The sequence below is a fragment of the Dysgonomonas sp. PF1-14 genome (assembly GCF_029892965.1).
Classification (GTDB): domain Bacteria; phylum Bacteroidota; class Bacteroidia; order Bacteroidales; family Dysgonomonadaceae; genus Dysgonomonas.
Genome location: NZ_JARXWN010000002.1, coordinates 425,272 through 442,970 on the forward strand (window position 1 = coordinate 425,272; position 17,699 = coordinate 442,970).

The 17,699-nt window shown below is 41.2% G+C and carries 12 protein-coding genes; 3 read left to right on the forward strand and 9 right to left on the reverse strand.

What is annotated here, in order from left to right; genetic code table 11:
* Positions 1–23: 23 nt before the first annotated feature.
* Both M2448_RS04155 and M2448_RS04160 read left to right on the forward strand, forming a co-directional pair.
* Entirely contained in the window at positions 24–1,235 is a 1,212-nt protein-coding gene (locus M2448_RS04155; RefSeq protein WP_280645036.1) for a DUF6051 family protein, read from the forward strand.
* 7 nt (positions 1,236–1,242) lie between these two features.
* Entirely contained in the window at positions 1,243–2,037 is a 795-nt protein-coding gene (locus M2448_RS04160) for a metal-dependent hydrolase (protein WP_280645037.1), read from the forward strand.
* Between the two features lie 4 nt (positions 2,038–2,041).
* Here M2448_RS04160 and lpxB read toward each other — a convergent pair whose 3' ends face one another.
* Together lpxB and surE are read right to left on the reverse strand one after the other, a co-directional pair.
* Positions 2,042–3,178, reverse strand: a complete 1,137-nt coding sequence (lpxB, locus tag M2448_RS04165) for a lipid-A-disaccharide synthase (RefSeq protein ID WP_280645038.1) — start codon at positions 3,176–3,178, stop codon at positions 2,042–2,044.
* 77 nt (positions 3,179–3,255) lie between these two features.
* On the reverse strand, positions 3,256–4,032 hold the full coding sequence (gene surE, locus M2448_RS04170; RefSeq protein ID WP_280645039.1) for a 5'/3'-nucleotidase SurE: 777 nt from the start codon (positions 4,030–4,032) through the stop codon (positions 3,256–3,258).
* 323 nt (positions 4,033–4,355) lie between these two features.
* Between surE and M2448_RS04175 the strand changes: the two genes are divergently transcribed.
* Positions 4,356–6,005 carry an alkaline phosphatase gene (locus M2448_RS04175; RefSeq protein ID WP_280645040.1) on the forward strand — a complete coding sequence of 550 codons (1,650 nt, stop codon included), beginning with the start codon at positions 4,356–4,358 and terminating at the stop codon, positions 6,003–6,005.
* 831 nt (positions 6,006–6,836) lie between these two features.
* On the opposite strand, the gene M2448_RS04180 is transcribed toward M2448_RS04175, so the two are convergent.
* From M2448_RS04180 to M2448_RS04210, 7 genes are all read right to left on the reverse strand, one after another.
* The gene (locus M2448_RS04180; RefSeq protein ID WP_280645041.1) at positions 6,837–7,979 is read right to left on the reverse strand and encodes an aldose epimerase family protein; all 1,143 of its coding nucleotides are present in this window, start codon (positions 7,977–7,979) and stop codon (positions 6,837–6,839) included.
* A 203-nt stretch (positions 7,980–8,182) separates the two neighbouring features.
* The gene (locus M2448_RS04185; protein WP_280645042.1) at positions 8,183–9,928 is read right to left on the reverse strand and encodes a sodium:solute symporter; all 1,746 of its coding nucleotides are present in this window, start codon (positions 9,926–9,928) and stop codon (positions 8,183–8,185) included.
* A gap of 102 nt (positions 9,929–10,030) precedes the next feature.
* Complete coding sequence (locus M2448_RS04190; RefSeq protein WP_280645043.1) at positions 10,031–11,701, reverse strand: ribulokinase; 1,671 nt, start codon at positions 11,699–11,701, stop codon at positions 10,031–10,033.
* A gap of 118 nt (positions 11,702–11,819) precedes the next feature.
* Positions 11,820–13,322 carry an L-arabinose isomerase gene (gene araA, locus M2448_RS04195; RefSeq protein ID WP_280645044.1) on the reverse strand — a complete coding sequence of 501 codons (1,503 nt, stop codon included), beginning with the start codon at positions 13,320–13,322 and terminating at the stop codon, positions 11,820–11,822.
* A 116-nt stretch (positions 13,323–13,438) separates the two neighbouring features.
* A complete protein-coding gene (gene araD, locus M2448_RS04200) occupies positions 13,439–14,122 on the reverse strand; it encodes an L-ribulose-5-phosphate 4-epimerase (RefSeq protein ID WP_280645045.1) in 684 nt (227 codons plus the stop codon).
* A gap of 187 nt (positions 14,123–14,309) precedes the next feature.
* On the reverse strand, positions 14,310–15,002 hold the full coding sequence (locus tag M2448_RS04205; RefSeq protein ID WP_280645046.1) for an NUDIX domain-containing protein: 693 nt from the start codon (positions 15,000–15,002) through the stop codon (positions 14,310–14,312).
* Between the two features lie 118 nt (positions 15,003–15,120).
* Complete coding sequence (locus M2448_RS04210; RefSeq protein WP_280645047.1) at positions 15,121–17,475, reverse strand: glycoside hydrolase family 127 protein; 2,355 nt, start codon at positions 17,473–17,475, stop codon at positions 15,121–15,123.
* Positions 17,476–17,699 lie beyond the last annotated feature (224 nt).

Below are 17,699 nucleotides of genomic sequence, written 5' to 3' on the forward strand. Positions count from 1 at the left end.
AGATTACCGAAAAAGATAGAGAAATGAAGTACATAGACATTTTTAATCATCTGAAAAAGATAGAGAATTATACGGATAACGAAATTGACGTAGATGAAAATCTGGTAATACGTAACTTCAACTTCAGTTCCAATTACCGTTTTATCCTACCGGGAGGATTGGGAAATAACGATGATTACGAATTCATCCCGAGTATTCCGGAAGACTATGAACCGGATATTATACAGCAGATGCTGAATAAGAAAGACTCGGAAATAATGGAGAATATCCAGTTCCGCTATCACATGATGATGCCTAAGAATGTAACGAAATCGAAGGGAATTATCTTCATGTTTCATGGCTTTAATGAAAAGACATGGTACAAATACCTGCCTTGGGCTAAATACATTGTAGACAAAACAGGAAAGTCTATCGTTATGTTCCCTATCGCATTCCACATGAACCGCGCTCCTGCTACATGGAGCAGTACACGCGAAATGTACAGGGTGAGCGAACAACGTAAGGAACGGCATCCCGATGTTATCTGTTCCAGCCTGTCGAATGTTGCCATCAGTACACGCCTGCACAATAAGCCTCAACGCTTTCTATGGTCGGGGCTGCAAACATACTATGATGTAATAGACTTTGTAGAAAACTTCAAAGAAGGACTGCATCCCGCTATAGAGAAAGATGCGTCTATCGACTTCTTCTCATACTCCATCGGTACGTTTCTGGGTGAGATACTGATGATGAGCAATAAAGACGGACATTTCACCAATTCCAAATATGCAACATTCTGTGGTGGTGCTGTATTTAACCGCCTGTCACCTGTATCCAAATTCATACTCGACAGCGAAGCGAATGTCAGCCTGTATTCGTTTGTTGTAGAGCATCTCGAAAGCCATATGAAGCGTGATGAAGTGCTTCGCCACTATATGCACACACACCCTGAAGGCAATAATTTCCGCAGCATGCTCAATTACAGATCGCTCACACGCGAACGCGAAGTGAAATTCAGGGAAATGGCAGACCAATTCTACGCCGTAACCCTTGCCAAAGACGAGGTAGTGCCTACTTATGAAGTAGTGAACACACTACAAGGTTCGATGAGAGATATACCTGTCCGTATAGAAGAACTGGACTATCCGTACAAATATATACACGAAGACCCGTTCCCTGCCCTGCCTAAGATAGCAGACGAAGTGGATGAACAATACAGGTTGACTTTTGAAAAGATCAGTGAGTTTTTGAAGTAGACTGTAAATGGATATATTGACTCATGCAATATCCGGTGTAGCGATTGCCTCTTGTACATCTACCTTTACAAAACCTTCGGTAAAAGGCAAGTGTAAGATACTCGCTATCGGTCTGATTGGAGGAATATTACCCGATATCGATGCTATAAGTATGTGGAGCAAGTTCGACTCTACAATCGGACATTTATTTAATCTTCCGGCAAGTGGAAAGATTATATATTCGAGTAAGTATTGGTATTCGCATCATGCTTTTTTTCATTCTCTATTAGCGAGTGTCTGTATCGGACTATTTATCTTGTTGTTAATCTACCTTTCCAACTTTAAAAGCAACAAGACACTTCCGACAACTACCTTTATTAAATCGAATGTAATCTATCTCATTACTTTCGTTCTGGCGTATTGGGCACATCTGGCCGGAGATTTACCAACCCCATCTTCATCGTGGGGAGGCATAGCGTTCTTTTGGCCTTCGGGAAATTATATTGGAGGTTATGGTAAGATATGGTGGTGGAACAATTATGACATATTCCTTTTAATTCTTTTATCTATCATTATTAACTTAACAATCCCTGTATTCATCAGAGAAAAACGTAAGTACGTTACAACAATAGTATTAAGCCTGACATTAATCCTTATTTCAATACAGATAAATAATCGGGAATACAATTATAATTATTCAACTAGCAAAGGGCAGTATGCCGAAATGGAACAAAAATCGAAAGAAGAACAGAAAAGGATACTCGGTAATAAGTTGTATAGCTATATGGCTTGGTTTGACGGAAAAATGAAGTTTTATTTTTAATTTATCATTTTCTCAACTTTTCTACTATCAGTTTTGCAGCCTTAGTAGATGCTCCGGCGTCTCCCAGTATCCCGATAATCTCATCGTAGTCCGACAACATTTTTTCTCTGTAAGTTGCATTATTCAGCAACTTCTCTACTTCATTACTGATAGATTCTACCGAAAAGAACTTTGAGAATAGTTCTTGTACGACCTCCCTGTCGGCAATAAGATTGACTAGCGAGATATATTTTGTATGTAGCACATTCTTGAATACCCAATATACAATATGCGGAATAGGTGTTTTGTAGCAAACTACCTGAGGCACGCGAAACAAAGCAGTCTCCAGTGTTGCCGTACCGGAGGTAACCAGTGCCGCCCACGAATATTGCAACAGGCGGTATGTTTGTCCGAAAACTATCTTGCAAGGGCTGTCTCCCATATATTTCTTATAGTAATCGGGATCGATACCCGGTGCTCCGGCTATTACAGGTTGATAATCGGTAAACTTAGTTATAACTTCCAACATAGCAGGAAGGTTATCTTTGATTTCCTGCTGACGGCTTCCTGCAAGCAGGGCGACAACAGGTTTGTTTTCCAGATTATTCTCAGCGATAAAGCGGTCGAATGAATCATCCTTATTCTCTTCCCTGAAATTAGCGACTGCATCTACGACAGGATTTCCCACATAGTCTATGCGGTAGTTATGCTTTTTGTAGAATTCTACTTCGAATGGCAGAATGGAAAGCATCTCATCTACATATTTCTTAAAGGATTTCACCCTGTATTCTTTCCATGCCCATACTTTAGGCGAGATGTAATAGTAAACAGGAATAGATGTATGCGTTTTGATATATTTGGCTACTTTCAGATTGAAGCCCGGATAATCTATCAGAATAAGAACGTCCGGCTGGAATTTCAGAATTTCTTCCTGACACATTTTCATATTGCGGAGAATGGTTCTCAGATTCAGCAATACCGGAATAAAGCCCATAAAAGCCATCTCCCGATAATGTTTTATCAGCCTTCCTCCCTGTGCCTGCATCAGGTCGCCACCGAAGAAACAAAACTCGGCTTGCGCATCCTTCTCTTTTAATGCAGCCATCAGATTAGATCCGTGCAAATCGCCGGAGGCTTCTCCCGCAACCAGAAAATACTTCATGGAATTATGAGTTATAAATTATGAATTCGTAGAATTAACAGAGTCAATTATGAATTAAATCTGATAACTGTTGACTGTTAACTGATAAGTTTTTCCCAGCTCTTTATTTCATCTATATGGTCATGGTTAGTCATATCTACCTTTACAGGTACCACAGATACATAACCATGAGCTAATGCCCATTCGTCAGTCATTTCATCGTGAGGTTCATCATTCGAGAAATTACCGGCCAACCAATATATTTCCTTATTTGCCCCATCCTTCGACTTTACGAACTCATTAGTCCAACGCCCCGAAGTCTGGCGACAAACTTTCATTCCCTTTATATCGTTCCCTTTCGGAATATTTACATTCAGGCAGGTACCGGTTGGCAATCCTTCGTCCAACACTTGCTTGGTAAGCAGATGTGTGTACTTTTCGGTATAGGAAAAATCTGCATTATGACTATGATCGAGTAACGAAAAGCCAATAGCAGGAATTTTAAATACAGCACCTTCGAGGGCGGCTCCCATCGTACCCGAATAGAGAACAGCCACCGCAGCATTCGACCCGTGATTGATGCCAGAAATCACTATATCGGGTTTACGCCCGGCTATTTCATTTACACCGAGTTTAATACAATCTACCGGCGTTCCGGTACAGGCATATATTTTCAAATCCTGTTGTTCTTCTACTAAATGGGCTCGAATTGGCTGCAAAGATGTTATCGCACTCGACATCCCCGAACGTGGCCCGTCCGGTGCTACGACTAATACTTCACCCAAATCTTTCACACTATTTATCAGAGCATTTATACCCTTAGCCTGATAACCGTCATCGTTTGTTACCAATATAAGGGGCTTTCTGTTCTCCATCACCGCGAATATTTTTAATTATGAATTTTCAGTTAAAATGCAAAGATACATCAATATTTTTAAGTAGCTGTTTAAATTTTATTCGTTCCAATTTTTAGAATTGTTTTAGAGATGATTTTTGCTTCTGCGAAGCGATAGTAGCGGACTACTTGAGCCGAGTGAAAGTGAAAATCAACCTGAAACAGGCTAAAAATGAACGAAGAAAGAAAGGTAATAAAATATTCGCATAAAATTTAAACAATTTTAAATCCTTCTTAGTAGTTTTGTCCTGCCAAAGGATATTTTGTACCTTTGAAGACATCTTATCTTAATTTAACATCATCATGAAAAAAATAAATCTGAGTGTGCTGCTCATCTTTGTTTTTGCCACTACTGCATGGGCTCAACAGCAGTATCGCAAACCTGTAAAACCAACTAAAAATGTTATTGTAATGATTCCTGACGGAACCTCTATCGGTGTTGTTTCGGCTGCCCGATGGTATCAGATATATAACAAATTGGGTAGTGATAATCTGGCTATAGACCCCTACTTGTGCGGTACAGTAAAAACATTTTCATCTAATGCTCCTATCGGGGATTCTGCCCCTACAACATCGGCCTATATGACCGGTATGCCTCAGCAGACAGGAAACGTAGCTATATATCCTGTTGCCGATCCTGAAAACGACCTGATACCTGTCGATCCCGAAATGGCTTATCAGCCGTTGGCTACAATTCTCGAAGCGATGAGGTATCAGCAAAACAAAGCAACCGGACTGGTGGTTACGGTCGAATTTCCGCATGCAACTCCGGCCGACTGTTCGGCACACTATTACGCAAGGGGAAAATATGAATATATAGCACCACAAATGGCATACCAAAACTTTGATGTTATGTTTGGCGGCGGTAATTCAATATTGACGGACGATATCAAACAGCATTTCAAAAACACAGGAACCAGCCTGATACAAAATGACATTAAGGCGTTCCGCAACTTTAACGGAAAAGAAAAAATATGGGCGCTGTTCGGAGACAGGGAATTGCCATACGATCTGGACAGAGATCCGGAAGTAGTACCGTCTCTGGCTGAAATGACACAAAAAGCACTGGATCGACTGTCTCAAAACGAAAACGGATTCTTCCTTATGGTAGAAGGAAGCAAAATAGACTGGTCGGCACATGGGAACGACGCAATAGGCTGCATCACCGAGTACCTTGCTTTCGACAAGGCTGTAGGTGCAGTAATGGACTATGCGAAAAAGGACGGCAATACAACAGTTATAGTCCTTCCCGATCATGGGAACAGCGGATTTACAATCGGGCGCAGAGACCTAAAAAGGTATGACAGGGCTTCGATAGATAAGCTATTCAAAAATGTATCGCAATATAAGAAAACAGGTGAAGGACTGGAGAGAATACTGCTAAAATCCAAACCTGAGGATTTCAAAAGCGTCTTCAAGGAATATACGAATATCGACCTGACAGAAGAGGAATTGAACCTGCTTCTTAGCTCTAAAAACTATCATGAAGCCGATTATATGAAAGTGAGCAATAGTGTGAATATGGGCTCAAGTATTGTGAGCATAATGAACTCGCACACATATTTTGGATTCACTACAGGCGGACATACGGGCGAAGAGGTATTTCTGGCAGCCTATCATCCTAATGGCGATGTGCCTATGGGTATGAACACAAATATAGAAATCAACCAGTATCTACATGACGTGGCTGGGCTGAAAATGTCTTTGCAGGATATGACAAAGGAAATATTTGCCAAACATACAGATGTGTTCAAAGGAATGGAATATACGATAGATAAATCGACCGATTTCCCTGTACTGAAAGTGAAGAAAGGAAATAAAACACTGGCAATTCCTGCCTTCAAATCAGTTGCCTATCTCAACGATCAACCGATTACATTACGCTCGGTAACGGTGTATATAGACAAAAACGATACATTTTATATTCCGCGAGAGCTGGCCGATAAATTGTAAGATTAATATATCTAATGAAGAATAAAAAAGAGAATGACTCGGAAGACTGAGCCATTCTCTTTTTGTATAAATTAGGAGTTGAATATATATTATATGTTCAATTTCATTAGTCATTTTACATACGTTTCACTCCTGTGACCGTTGGTTCTCGCAATGGCATAATTCAAGTAAACTTGATTCTGCCCTCATTGCTTAACGAAAATGTTCTATTTATTTCTGCGCGCAATCACAGATTGCTTGCCTTACTTTGCCCAAAGCCGCAAAGTAAGCAAAACGCTTCAGCGCCCCGCTTCATAGGCCGACCCGTTACAGGGCTCAAAGGCTAAACGAAAAAACTCGCTCTGGGCGTTTCTAAAATATGAATCTTTTGCTAAGCTCAAACACGTTTTCGTTTCACGCCTTTTTCACCCTACGGGTACCCCGTCCATAAAGCTAACGGCGCGGGCTAACGCACGATTGGCTGGTAATCACCCTGTTTTGTCAGCGCATCGCGACTCTGTGCATTAGCTCCGCAAGCGGGCACCTGTCCGGCGCAGTTGGCGTAAAAAGGGATGGGGCGATAGCCCGTTTGTCCCTTTTAGCCGGCAAGCCGTTGACAGGTCGCTGAGGAGCGGAGCACTAGCCTTTTGTTTCGTTTTGGGCAATGCCAAAATGAAAAACAAGCACGGGAGTGCGCGTTAGTCATGAGCAGAACTATAAAGACAAAGCTCCAATGAAGTTTATGCTCAAAATAGTCGAACCATTAGTTTCAATGACTAATTCGTATTATATACAAAAAATAGACACCTGATCAGGCGTCTATTTTTTCATTGTATATCTGCTATATACAGCTTATTTCTTCACAGAGAACTTATATATTGTTTCACTCTTATATTTTTCTCCCGGACGAAGAGTAGCCGACGGCCAGTCTTTTTTGTTCGGTGTGTCAGGATATTTCTGTGTTTCGAGGCAAACCCCTACACGTTGCTGATATGCAATGCCTTTTTTACCTTTTGCAGTTCCATCAAGGAAATTACCCGAATAGAATTGTATTCCCGGTTCGGTGGTATATACATCCAGTACAATACCTGTTTTAGGCGACTCCAGTGTTGCAGCGACTTTACTGATATCTCCCTGAGTATTCAGTACCCAGTTGTGGTCATATCCGTTTCCATTCTTCAATTGCTCGAAAGCAAAGTTGTCTATTCTTGCACCCACTGCTGTAGGCGTACGGAAATCCATATCAGTACCTTCTACTGTGAGTATTTCGCCTGTTGTCATATATGTAGAATCTACAGGAGTGTATTGGTCTCCGTTGATTGTAAGCAACCAGTCTGTACTTTTCACATTCGGGTCACCATCCAGATTGAAGTAAGAATGGTTGGTCATATTCACTACAGTCGGTTTATCTGTTTCTGCTTCGTATTGCATGTGTAAGGCATTATCCTCACCCAATATATAAGTTACCTTACATGTCAGGTTGCCGGGAAAGCCTTCTTCTCCGTCTTTAGCCAGATAAGTAAGCTCCAGCACTTTGTCATCTAACTGTTTAGCATCGAAAAGCACATACTGGAATCCTTTAGGGCCTCCATGCAATGTGTGTCCGAAATTATTTTTAGGTAAGTCGTATTTTACACCGTCCAGTTCAAATGTACCTTTTCCTATACGGTTGGCATAACGGCCTATTGCTGCACCGAAATCGCTCGGAATATTGATGTAATCCTGTATAGAATCGAATCCCAGAACAACATCTTTCATATTGCCTTCTTTGTCGGGAACGAGAACAGATACAATACGTCCGCCAAAGTTGGTGATACATACTTCCATTCCACTTGTATTGGTCAACACATACAAGCCCGATTTTTTACCGTTTACTTCAGTTTCAAAATTTTTCATATCCAATCCCGACTGCGTCAGTTTTGCCGCAGGATTCGGGTCAGTACAGCCGGTTACAATAAAAATGGTAGCCAGCGCTGCTAAAAATGTTTTTCTCATAATTTACTGATTATTTTATAATAGATTTCTTTTTGCTCCTTCATTGGCAATATAGGCAGATTTATACAGGCAAAATATGTTTTTAACTTCCAAATCATAAAAATACAAATTTTTCATTTTAAAAGACCTGTTTATCAATAAGTTTTTGAAAAAACGGCCGGAAATTCTCCCGGCCACTTTCCATTTACTAATCTATGTTTTTCTTACCAGAAATACCAATAGAACAATCCGCAAAGAACAACAACACCTAGCGATGCAATAACATCCCACTTGTTCCAGCTCTTTCCGATGAGTTTTTTATAATCGTCGGTGAAAGTAATGGCTTCTATCTGCTTAGCAGTTGGTTTCGGTGTGAAGAACGATACCACAACCATCAACAGCATGATGAAGACAAGCAGCCATATCTCAAAGATAAGCCAGTTGGTTTGCCAGAACCATGTTGTAGCTTCCCATAATCCGCCTTCCATTACAGCCTTACCTGTATCTGTAAAGATATTGGTCAGCAAACGTACCATACCGATAATAAAACCTACTATCATACCTACTTCTCCGGCCTTAGGCGTAATTCTTTTAGAGAATATACCAAGTGCAAATACTGCAACCATAGCAGGAGCAAGCAGAGACTGAATACCTTGCAGATAATCGTAAAGGCTACCGAGACTCATCATGATAGGAATCCATACGATACCAAGTACGACAACTACAATCGTAGCAACACGACCAGCCATTACATAATTCGCTTCACTCTTATTTTTGAACATCGGTTTATAGAAGTCTTCAGTAAACAGCGTAGCACAAGAGTTGAAGAATGCTGCCAATGAAGCAACCAATGCCGAGATAAATCCAATAGTAACAATACCTTTTACTCCGGCAGGCAATACAAACTTAACCATTGATCCGAAAGCGGTATCAGGGTCGTCCAGTGTAAAGCCACTGTCGGGGCGTGCTGCTAAAGCAGCAGCTACCATACCCGGTATAAGGAACATAAATACAGGTAGCAATTTGAAATAACCTGCAGCGATAGTACCTCTGCGCGCACGTTTCATTACTACGTCGTTATCTTCACCTTTACGTTGTCCAAGTACACGCTGAACGATATGCTGGTCGGTACACCAATACCAGAAACCAATAATAGAAGCTCCGATAAATACCCAGAAGCCCGGATAGTCGTCATACAGCGGATCGCCTGTCTCAAAGTGGAACATATGATTTGTACCGTATGCAACACCGTCTGTTCCTACATTCTGTGTTTTGGCGAATTCCATCATTGTAGTCCAACCCTCTGCTATGCTACCGCCTCCGAGTGCCGACAATCCTAAGAAAAGTACAAGGAATGAACCGATGATAAGTATCGGCGTCTGAATTGCCGATAATGTCATCACACCTTTCATGCCTCCGAGAACGGTAAAGATACCTGTCAGAACAATCAGGCCGATTGCACCGTACCAGAATGGTAAACCAAGAAGGCTCTCCATAAAGATACCTCCGGTAAATGCCGTTACACTTACTTTAGTGAGTACGTACGCTATAAGGGTAATGATAGACAACCAAGAACCAGTCTTTGGTGTATAACGATACTTAAGGAAGTCAGGCATTGTGATAATTTTACCCATCTTATTGTTCATAAGTTGGTAGAATGGCACAAAAAGCCAACCCAGAATAAGTATCATCCAACCTTGCATTTCCCAGTGCGCCATACCTACACCCGATTTGGCACCTGTACCGGCAAGGCCGACAAGATGCTCCGAACCAATGTTCGCGGCAAAAATAGCTGCACCGATGATATACCATGGTTCACCTTTACCAAACAGGTAATCTTCGCTATCGGCTCCCTGCTGCAAGCGTTTGTCTTTTTGCACAGAACGCCAGACCGCCCAAGTTACCGCTAATATCCCGACTACAAGAACCAGCCAGTCGAGCCAAATAAATTCATGTGAATTCCAATTCATAGTATGTTTTAAATTATAAATTAAGAATTATAAATTAAGAATTAGAGATTAAATCATTGCCGCTTTGCGCCAGTTTTTCATTCTTCATTCTTCACTTATAATTTATTGAAATAATTCAGTTTCTGTAAACTTACCGAGTTTCTGATATTTAGCATATAATTTCATATAAACCTCATGCTTAGCCATATCCGGTTTGTACTCATTGGCAAATCCCTGTCCCATTGCTTTCTGAGCTGCTTTAATATCAGGATGTACTCCTGCTGCAACAGATGCAAACATGGCAGCACCAAATGCACAAGCCTGTTCCGATTTTGCAACCTTGATAGGCATTCCCAGCACATCGGCTAAAGTCTGCATTACCAGTGGAGATTTCAGTGAAATACCACCAATACCAATTACGCTGTCAATCTCTATTCCGTTTTCGAGGAAACGGTCGACAATCGCTTTAGATCCGAATGCTGTAGCTTCGACCAATGCTTTGAAAATAAGCGGAGCCGAACTTCCGAGATTCAATCCTGTAATCGTACCCTTTACCAGTTGATTAGCATCCGGTGTACGGCGACCGTTCATCCAGTCTATCGCAAGTGCAGAACTTTCTGTTGTAGGTATTTTCGCTGCTGCTTCCGAAAGGGCTGGTATCATCTTATCTAAAGCTTCTTCTATCAGTTTATCTTTTGTAGCCTGATCTATCAACGAAGAATCTTTCAGTATATTTTCAAGTGGCCAAGCCAATACATTCTTAAACCATGCGTAGATATCTCCGAAACCTGATTGTCCGGCTTCAAGCCCGATCATTCCCGGAACAACAGAACCATCAACCTGTCCGCAAATACCCGGAATAAGTTTTCCGTGCATATCTTCGTACGGAGCAATCATAATGTCACATGTAGAAGTACCGATAACACGCACAAAGGTTTTCGGCTCTATTTCTGCACCCACTGCACCCATGTGACAGTCGAAGGCTCCTACCCCAACGGCTACATTCGTTGTAAGTCCTAAGCGGTCTGCCCACTCCTGAGTCAGATTACCTACTTTCACATCGCTTGTATATGTTTCGTGGAACAAGTGCTCTCTGAAACCTTTCAGTTCGGGAGCTATTTCAACAAGGAAATCCTCTGTTGGCAATCCGTCCCATTCCTTCAGCCACATGGCTTTGTGTCCGGCTGCACAACGGCTGCGTACAATATCGGCAGGCTTTGTAGTTCCTGTGATCAGCGCAGGCATCCAGTCGCAATGCTCTATCCAGCTGTAAGCATCGCCTACAATGGTCTTATCTTCTTTCAACACATGTGCCATCTTTGCCCATACCCATTCGCTGGAATAGATACCACCTTCGTAAGCGGTATAGTCGATAGGCCATTTAGCGGCTACTTCGTTTATTCTGGCAGCTTCTTTAATAGCTGTATGATCTTTCCAAAGCACAAACATGGCATTCGGATTCTCTGCATATTCGGGGCGCAATGCCAATACCTGTCCGTCCTTATCTATCAGAGCCGGAGTAGAACCTGTGGTATCGAACGACATACCTACTACGCTCGCTGCTGTTCCGGCAGGAGACTTGCTCAAAGCTTCCTTTACAGATTCTTCGAGAGCTTCTACATAGTCGAGCGGATGTTGTCTGTACTGATTGCTTTGCGGATCGCAGTATTTACCCTGCATCCAACGCTTGTAATATTTAACGGAAGAAGCTATTTCCTTTCCGGTTTCGGCTTCAATAATTACAGCGCGGCACGAGTCCGAACCGTAATCGAGTCCTATTGTGTATTTACTCATTATTATTAAGATTTCAAGTTTCAAAATTTCAAGTTTCAAAATTTTTGTCAATCTCCAAAAGAGCGTGGAAATCTTGAAACCCGAAACTTGAAATTTTGAAATAGTTAAGTTAACAAATTTATCTTAATGCTTTATTCAGCATATAATATACTTCATTGTTGCGTAAATCCTGACGGAACTGACGGATAGTAGTATCCTTATCAATTATCAGTAATTCAATATCAGCGATTTCGGCATAATCTTCAAGCATTTCAGTTGTTACTGAAAATGAGAAACTAGAGTGGTGAGTTCCACCTGCCAGAATCCATGCACCTGCACCAACTTCAAAGTTAGGCATTGGTTTCCACAATGCACAAGCAACAGGCAATTTTGGAAGCGGTTTAGGTTCTGTTACCTCAACTTCGTTCACTATCATACGGAAACGGTTACCCATGTCAACAATAGTTGCTGCTACACCTTCTCCCTTATGAGCCTGGAATACAAGACGGGCACAAGTACGGGCATCACCAATTCCTAAGAAATGCACTTCGATACGTGGTTTTACACCTGTAATATCAGGATTGATCTCCAACATGTGCGATTGCAGGATTGTACTGTTTTCGCCGTCGAAGTTCAATGTATAATCTTCAAGGAACGATTGTCCGCCAGGCAAGCCTTTACCCATTACCCACATGGTACGTACAAGGGCTGCTGTTTTCCAGTCACCCTCAGCTCCGAAACCGTAACCTTCGGCCATCAAACGCTGAGAAGCAAAGCCCATCAACTGTTTCATACCTTCCAATTCGTTGAAGCTTGTTGTAAAGGCTTTCGCTCCTTTATCCTGAAGGAAGCGGCGAAGCCCTATTTCCTGTGCAGCAGCATCGCGTACAAACTGATGTTTCTCTGCTCCTTTTTTGCAATCAGCTGCAAAGTCATAAACTTTTTCGTACTCAGCAACAAGCGCATCTATCTCAGCTTCTGTTACTGCTTCTACATAAGGTACAAGTGTTGCGATAGGTGCATTGTCTACGTGATAACCCAAACGAATTTCTGCTTCTACCTTGTCACCATCTGTTACAGCTACATTATTCATATTGTCACCAAAACGGATGATAAGCATGTTTTGCGAATCTGCCCATCCGGCACAAACACGCATCCATGAAGCGATCTTATCCTGAGTATCTTTGTCTTGCCAGTAACCAACCACTACTTTGCGAGGTTTACGCAGGCGACTGGTAATATGTCCGAATTCACGGTCACCATGAGCCGACTGATTCAGGTTCATGAAGTCCATATCTATTTCATTCCAAGGAATTTCCTTATTGAACTGAGTATGAAGATGCAGTAATGGTTTCTTATAATCCATCAAGCCATGTATCCACATTTTTGCAGGAGAGAAAGTGTGCATCCATGTGATAACGCCAACACACTTAGTATCGCCGTTTGCATTACGCATAAGTTCTGAAATTTCAGCCGATGAGTTGGCTGTACCTTTATAAACAACTTTTACCGGCAATCTGCCCGAGTCGTTCAATCCTTTTACCATCTGAGAAGAGTGTGAGTCTACTGCTACTACTGCATCTCCACCATATAACAACTGTGCTCCGGTGATAAACCAAATTTCTAAGTCTTTAAATTCCATGATATTAGTTTTTTTAAAGCCCCTCCAACCTCCCCGAAGGGAGGCTTTCAGAGTATGTTAATATTTAGTTGTATTTATCTTTTCTTTAATTATCCCCCCTGCGGGGGTTAGGGGGCTCATTGTCCGTAATATGCACCCGGACCATGCTTTCTGAAAAAGTGTTTCTTTATCAGTTCATCGTTCATCTTCAACTGCGGGTTGACGCTATAAGAAATGAACGCCATTTTTGCCACCTGCTCCATTACCACAGCATTGTGTACTGCATCGTGCGCATCTTTGCCCCATGAAAAAGGACCATGATTGTTCACCAATACACCGGGTGTAAAGTCAGCATTCAGATCTTTGAAACGCTCTACAATAACATTCCCTGTTTCCAGTTCATATTTCCCCTCTATTTCTTCTTTAGTCATCTGACGGGTACAAGGAATTTCATCTTTGAAATAGTCGGCATGCGTAGTGCCAATATTAGGAATGTCGCATCCGGCCTGTGCCCATGAAGTGGCGTATGTAGAATGAGTATGCACAATCCCTCCAATATTCGGAAAAGCCTTGTACAATACCAAATGAGTAGCAGTATCGGACGATGGTTTTAGTTTTCCTTCCACTATATTTCCGTCAAGATCAAGCACAACCATGTCGTCGGCTTTCATCGTATCGTACGATACACCCGAAGGCTTTATTATCACCAGACCCTTTTCACGATCTATAGCACTTACATTACCCCAAGTAAAAATAACCAACCCATGTTTTACTAAATCAAGGTTAGCTTCAAATACTTTTTGTTTTAATGATTCCAGCATATTATTTTTTAAGAATAAGATTCAAATAAGTGTAGCGTTTACACTTGCAATATTAATAATAAGTGTCCGATTATACACTTATTTTCGTTATGTTGTAAAACATGTTTTAAAAAAAAGTAAGGATAAAAGAAAAGAGAGAGCATAACACTCTCTCTTATTGAATATTATATTAAAGATTACTTTCTTTTCAGAGTGAAAAATAAAATCCTTTTTGCAGTAGTTGATCGTACTTTTCTTTGTTGAATGTATAATAAAATGCACCTCTTTTCGAGCTTGATTTATCTTTATCATCCTGTTTTTCGAGAATATCCATTTCCAGTATTTTCTTTCTAAAATTACGTTTATCCAATACAGTCTGATAAATGGCTTCGTAAAGTGACTGAAGCTGAGGTAAGGTAAATTTCTCAGGCAGCAGATTGAACCCGATTGGCTGGGTAGCAGTTTTCTTCCTCAGGATATCTATCGTATCATCGAGCATCTGATTGTGGTCGAACACAAGTTTTCCCACCTTATCCAACTCCTCCCAACGGGCATTATGTATCTTACACAGTTCCTCATCAAATAATTCCAGATCTATCAATGCATAGTAGGCAATAGAGATTACACGTTCCCCTTCGTCACGATTGATCTCACCGTACGTACCCACCTGTTCCATATATACATCCTGAATACCTGTATATTCATAAAGAACTCGTGAAACAGTCTCGGAAAGGCTTTCGTCGGAACGGAGGAAACCACCCATCAAAGTATCATGCCCTTCGAGCGGTTCAAATTTACGCTTCGATACCAGTAAATATAATTTACCTTCTTTGAAACCTAATATGATACAATCGACTGATACATAAAATTGTTCCTGTTCTCTATAAAATAGTGGTGTCATTTAAAGCTGTATTATTTATAGATAAGTGTACATTATACAATTATCATCTTTTAAGTGCGCAAATATACTATTATTTTACTCCAATATCCAAATTCTCAATAAAATATCATTATGCAATTTATCTGTCCGATAATATTCTTACTTCTACTATTCTGGGTGTTACAGCATCAGATCGAGCTTGGATTTTTACAACAAACTCCGTTTCCTTCACATCGGCAGGGATATTGAAATACAAGTGGGCAAAACTTTTGCTAACTTCTATCAAGTCGAAATCTGCAACCTTCTGATCGTTTACATAGACATCAAAATTACTGAAATTCTTATTATTAAAAACTTTCAACATAAGATATTTTGCATTTTTGTCCTTGTTTTTCATCTGATAGCTGAACCAGCCACGAGCTTCGCGCCAGTGTACATCTTCTTCGAAACCTGTATACGATTTTTCAGACTGAATGAAATGATCCGATTCGGGTTGCTGTTCTCCGCATACAACTTTATCGATGGTAATTGCATCTAGTTTTATACGTTCCTGCTCTTCCTCCGCTATCTGTTCTTGAAGCTTTTTTACTCCTTCCTGAGTTGCCTGCGGCCAGTATATAACATAACGTGAATCGTGCAGACGGAAAAATGGAATTAATTCTAATCCGTCTTTATATTTATCCGTATATAAATTGTTGAGATGGAATGTTAACGATTTACCATTTACAGGTTTCAGTAATGAAGCAATATCCTCCGGATTACTGACTATTATCGGCATTTCCTTCATCGGAATTTGCCTGCCATGTGCAATATGTCCACCACGACTATCATCAGCAAATAGTCCGATCATATCTTCTGTTCCGGTTTTGGCAGCCAACACAACAGGACCATACCGAAACGAATAATAATTCGATTTGTCTGGTAATTGTTCTGCTGCAATGTGCATCGGAACTTCCAATACCACTTTATCTCCTTTTTTCCATGTTCTGTTTATTGACACATAACCATTTTCCTCTGTAACAGACTGAGGTTTACCATTCAGCAAAACTTTTACAGTTCCTTGCTGTACCCACGAAGGATAACGGAGTTTCAATGTAAATTTCTGAGCTTTCTTAGGATTAATGGTCAAAGTAGTTTTCGGCTCATCGGGAAATGTATTCTCCTGAATAATTTCAGTTTCTTTCTCCGTCCAGTTCAATCGTGAAGGGATAAAAAGGTTCACATACAACTCCTTATCTGTATGGGCATAGATCATTTCGCCGTACTTGGCATGATTTTCTATCCCTGATCCTACACAACACCAAAAACTAGTCTGAGGTTGGGAATACACACGATAATGCCCCGGACGCATCTGTGTAAAGTACACGAAACCTCCGGTTTCGGGATGCTGGGTAGACAGGATATGATTGTACAAGGCACGCTCATAATAGTCTACATATTTTTTATCTAAAGATGTCTGATAAAGCATCTTGGACAGGCGAAGCATATTGTAGGTGTTACAAGTTTCAGGTCCTTCGATATGTTTTATCATACGCGAAAAATCATTCACCGGATTGAAGTGCTCTCCTACACTGTTCCCACCTATGCACACCGAACGATGTTCGATCACTGTTTCCCAAAAGAAACGGGCAGCATCATTCCATGATTCGTTCCCTTCAATATCTGCCACACGTTTAAATCCTAGCACTTTCGGTATCTGCGTATTTGCGTGCATACCTGTCAACTTATCCTCGTGCTTTGTCAGAGGATCGAGAATAGCATGATGCGAAAACTGATGAGCCAGTTTCAGATACTTTTCATTACCTGTAATAGCTGCCACATCGGCGAATGTTTCATTCAAGCCGCCATGCTCGCTGCGAAGCATATCCTGAATCTGATCTTCTGATAATTTAGAAACAAGATTTATTGCCCAATCAGTCATTTTTATCAACATCTCTTTTGCAGTATTATTTTCCGCATACAGATAAGCATCACGTAGACCGGCATATGTTTTATGAATGTTATACAATGGAACCCACCTACCATTCAAATCAAAACCACCTGCCTTTATATTTCCGTCTGCTACTTCCTGCCAGATAACTTTCCCTCCGGGTACACCACCGATATAGCCGTTACCGTTAGCATCCTGACAGCGTTTCAGTTCACTTATCATATAGTCGAGGCGGCCTTTTATATCCTGATCGCCTGTCGATGCATACATTAATGACAAAGCTGAGAGGTAATGGCCTCCGATATGTCCGTCCAGACCTGTATTTTCCCAGTTGGTGTAACTCTCCGCTTTCGGTGTCAATCCCGCTTCGCGAAGAAAGGGAGCGAGCAACCTGTCGGCACTCAGTTCCAGCAGATATCGCTTATCCAGATTCTGCGCATGGCTGAAAGGGCTATTAAGCAATTCAACATCCTGCAAATGGAAATATTCAACCTTAGGTTCTACCTGTGCTTTCAGCAAAATAGCAGTGACAAATAATAAAGTGAATACAAATAGTTTTTTCATTGCAATTAGATTCTAATAGTTATAATTCGAGCCCCTCCGAGCCTCCCCAATGGGGAGGTCTTGCCGATGAGGTATTTTATTAGACAATTCTTGTTATCAGAGTTCCCCCTTCGGGGAATACAGGGACCCTTATTTTAGATACTCTTTTACCTGTTTGTAAACGTTATCAGCAGTGAATCCCAGTTTCTCGTCCAGCACCTTGTACGGCGCCGAGAAGCCGAAAG

Excerpts from the sequence above, each read along its gene's own strand:
- M2448_RS04155 (WP_280645036.1), top strand. The coding sequence starts at position 24 with ATGAAGTACATAGACATTTTTAATCATCTGAAAAAGATAGAGAATTAT.
- M2448_RS04160 (WP_280645037.1), top strand. The coding sequence starts at position 1,243 with ATGGATATATTGACTCATGCAATATCCGGTGTAGCGATTGCCTCTTGT.
- lpxB (WP_280645038.1), bottom strand. The coding sequence starts at position 3,178 with ATGAAGTATTTTCTGGTTGCGGGAGAAGCCTCCGGCGATTTGCACGGA.
- surE (WP_280645039.1), bottom strand. The coding sequence starts at position 4,032 with ATGGAGAACAGAAAGCCCCTTATATTGGTAACAAACGATGACGGTTAT.
- M2448_RS04175 (WP_280645040.1), top strand. The coding sequence starts at position 4,356 with ATGAAAAAAATAAATCTGAGTGTGCTGCTCATCTTTGTTTTTGCCACT.
- M2448_RS04180 (WP_280645041.1), bottom strand. The coding sequence starts at position 7,979 with ATGAGAAAAACATTTTTAGCAGCGCTGGCTACCATTTTTATTGTAACC.
- M2448_RS04185 (WP_280645042.1), bottom strand. The coding sequence starts at position 9,928 with ATGAATTGGAATTCACATGAATTTATTTGGCTCGACTGGCTGGTTCTT.
- M2448_RS04190 (WP_280645043.1), bottom strand. The coding sequence starts at position 11,701 with ATGAGTAAATACACAATAGGACTCGATTACGGTTCGGACTCGTGCCGC.
- araA (WP_280645044.1), bottom strand. The coding sequence starts at position 13,322 with ATGGAATTTAAAGACTTAGAAATTTGGTTTATCACCGGAGCACAGTTG.
- araD (WP_280645045.1), bottom strand. The coding sequence starts at position 14,122 with ATGCTGGAATCATTAAAACAAAAAGTATTTGAAGCTAACCTTGATTTA.
- M2448_RS04205 (WP_280645046.1), bottom strand. The coding sequence starts at position 15,002 with ATGACACCACTATTTTATAGAGAACAGGAACAATTTTATGTATCAGTC.
- M2448_RS04210 (WP_280645047.1), bottom strand. The coding sequence starts at position 17,475 with ATGAAAAAACTATTTGTATTCACTTTATTATTTGTCACTGCTATTTTG.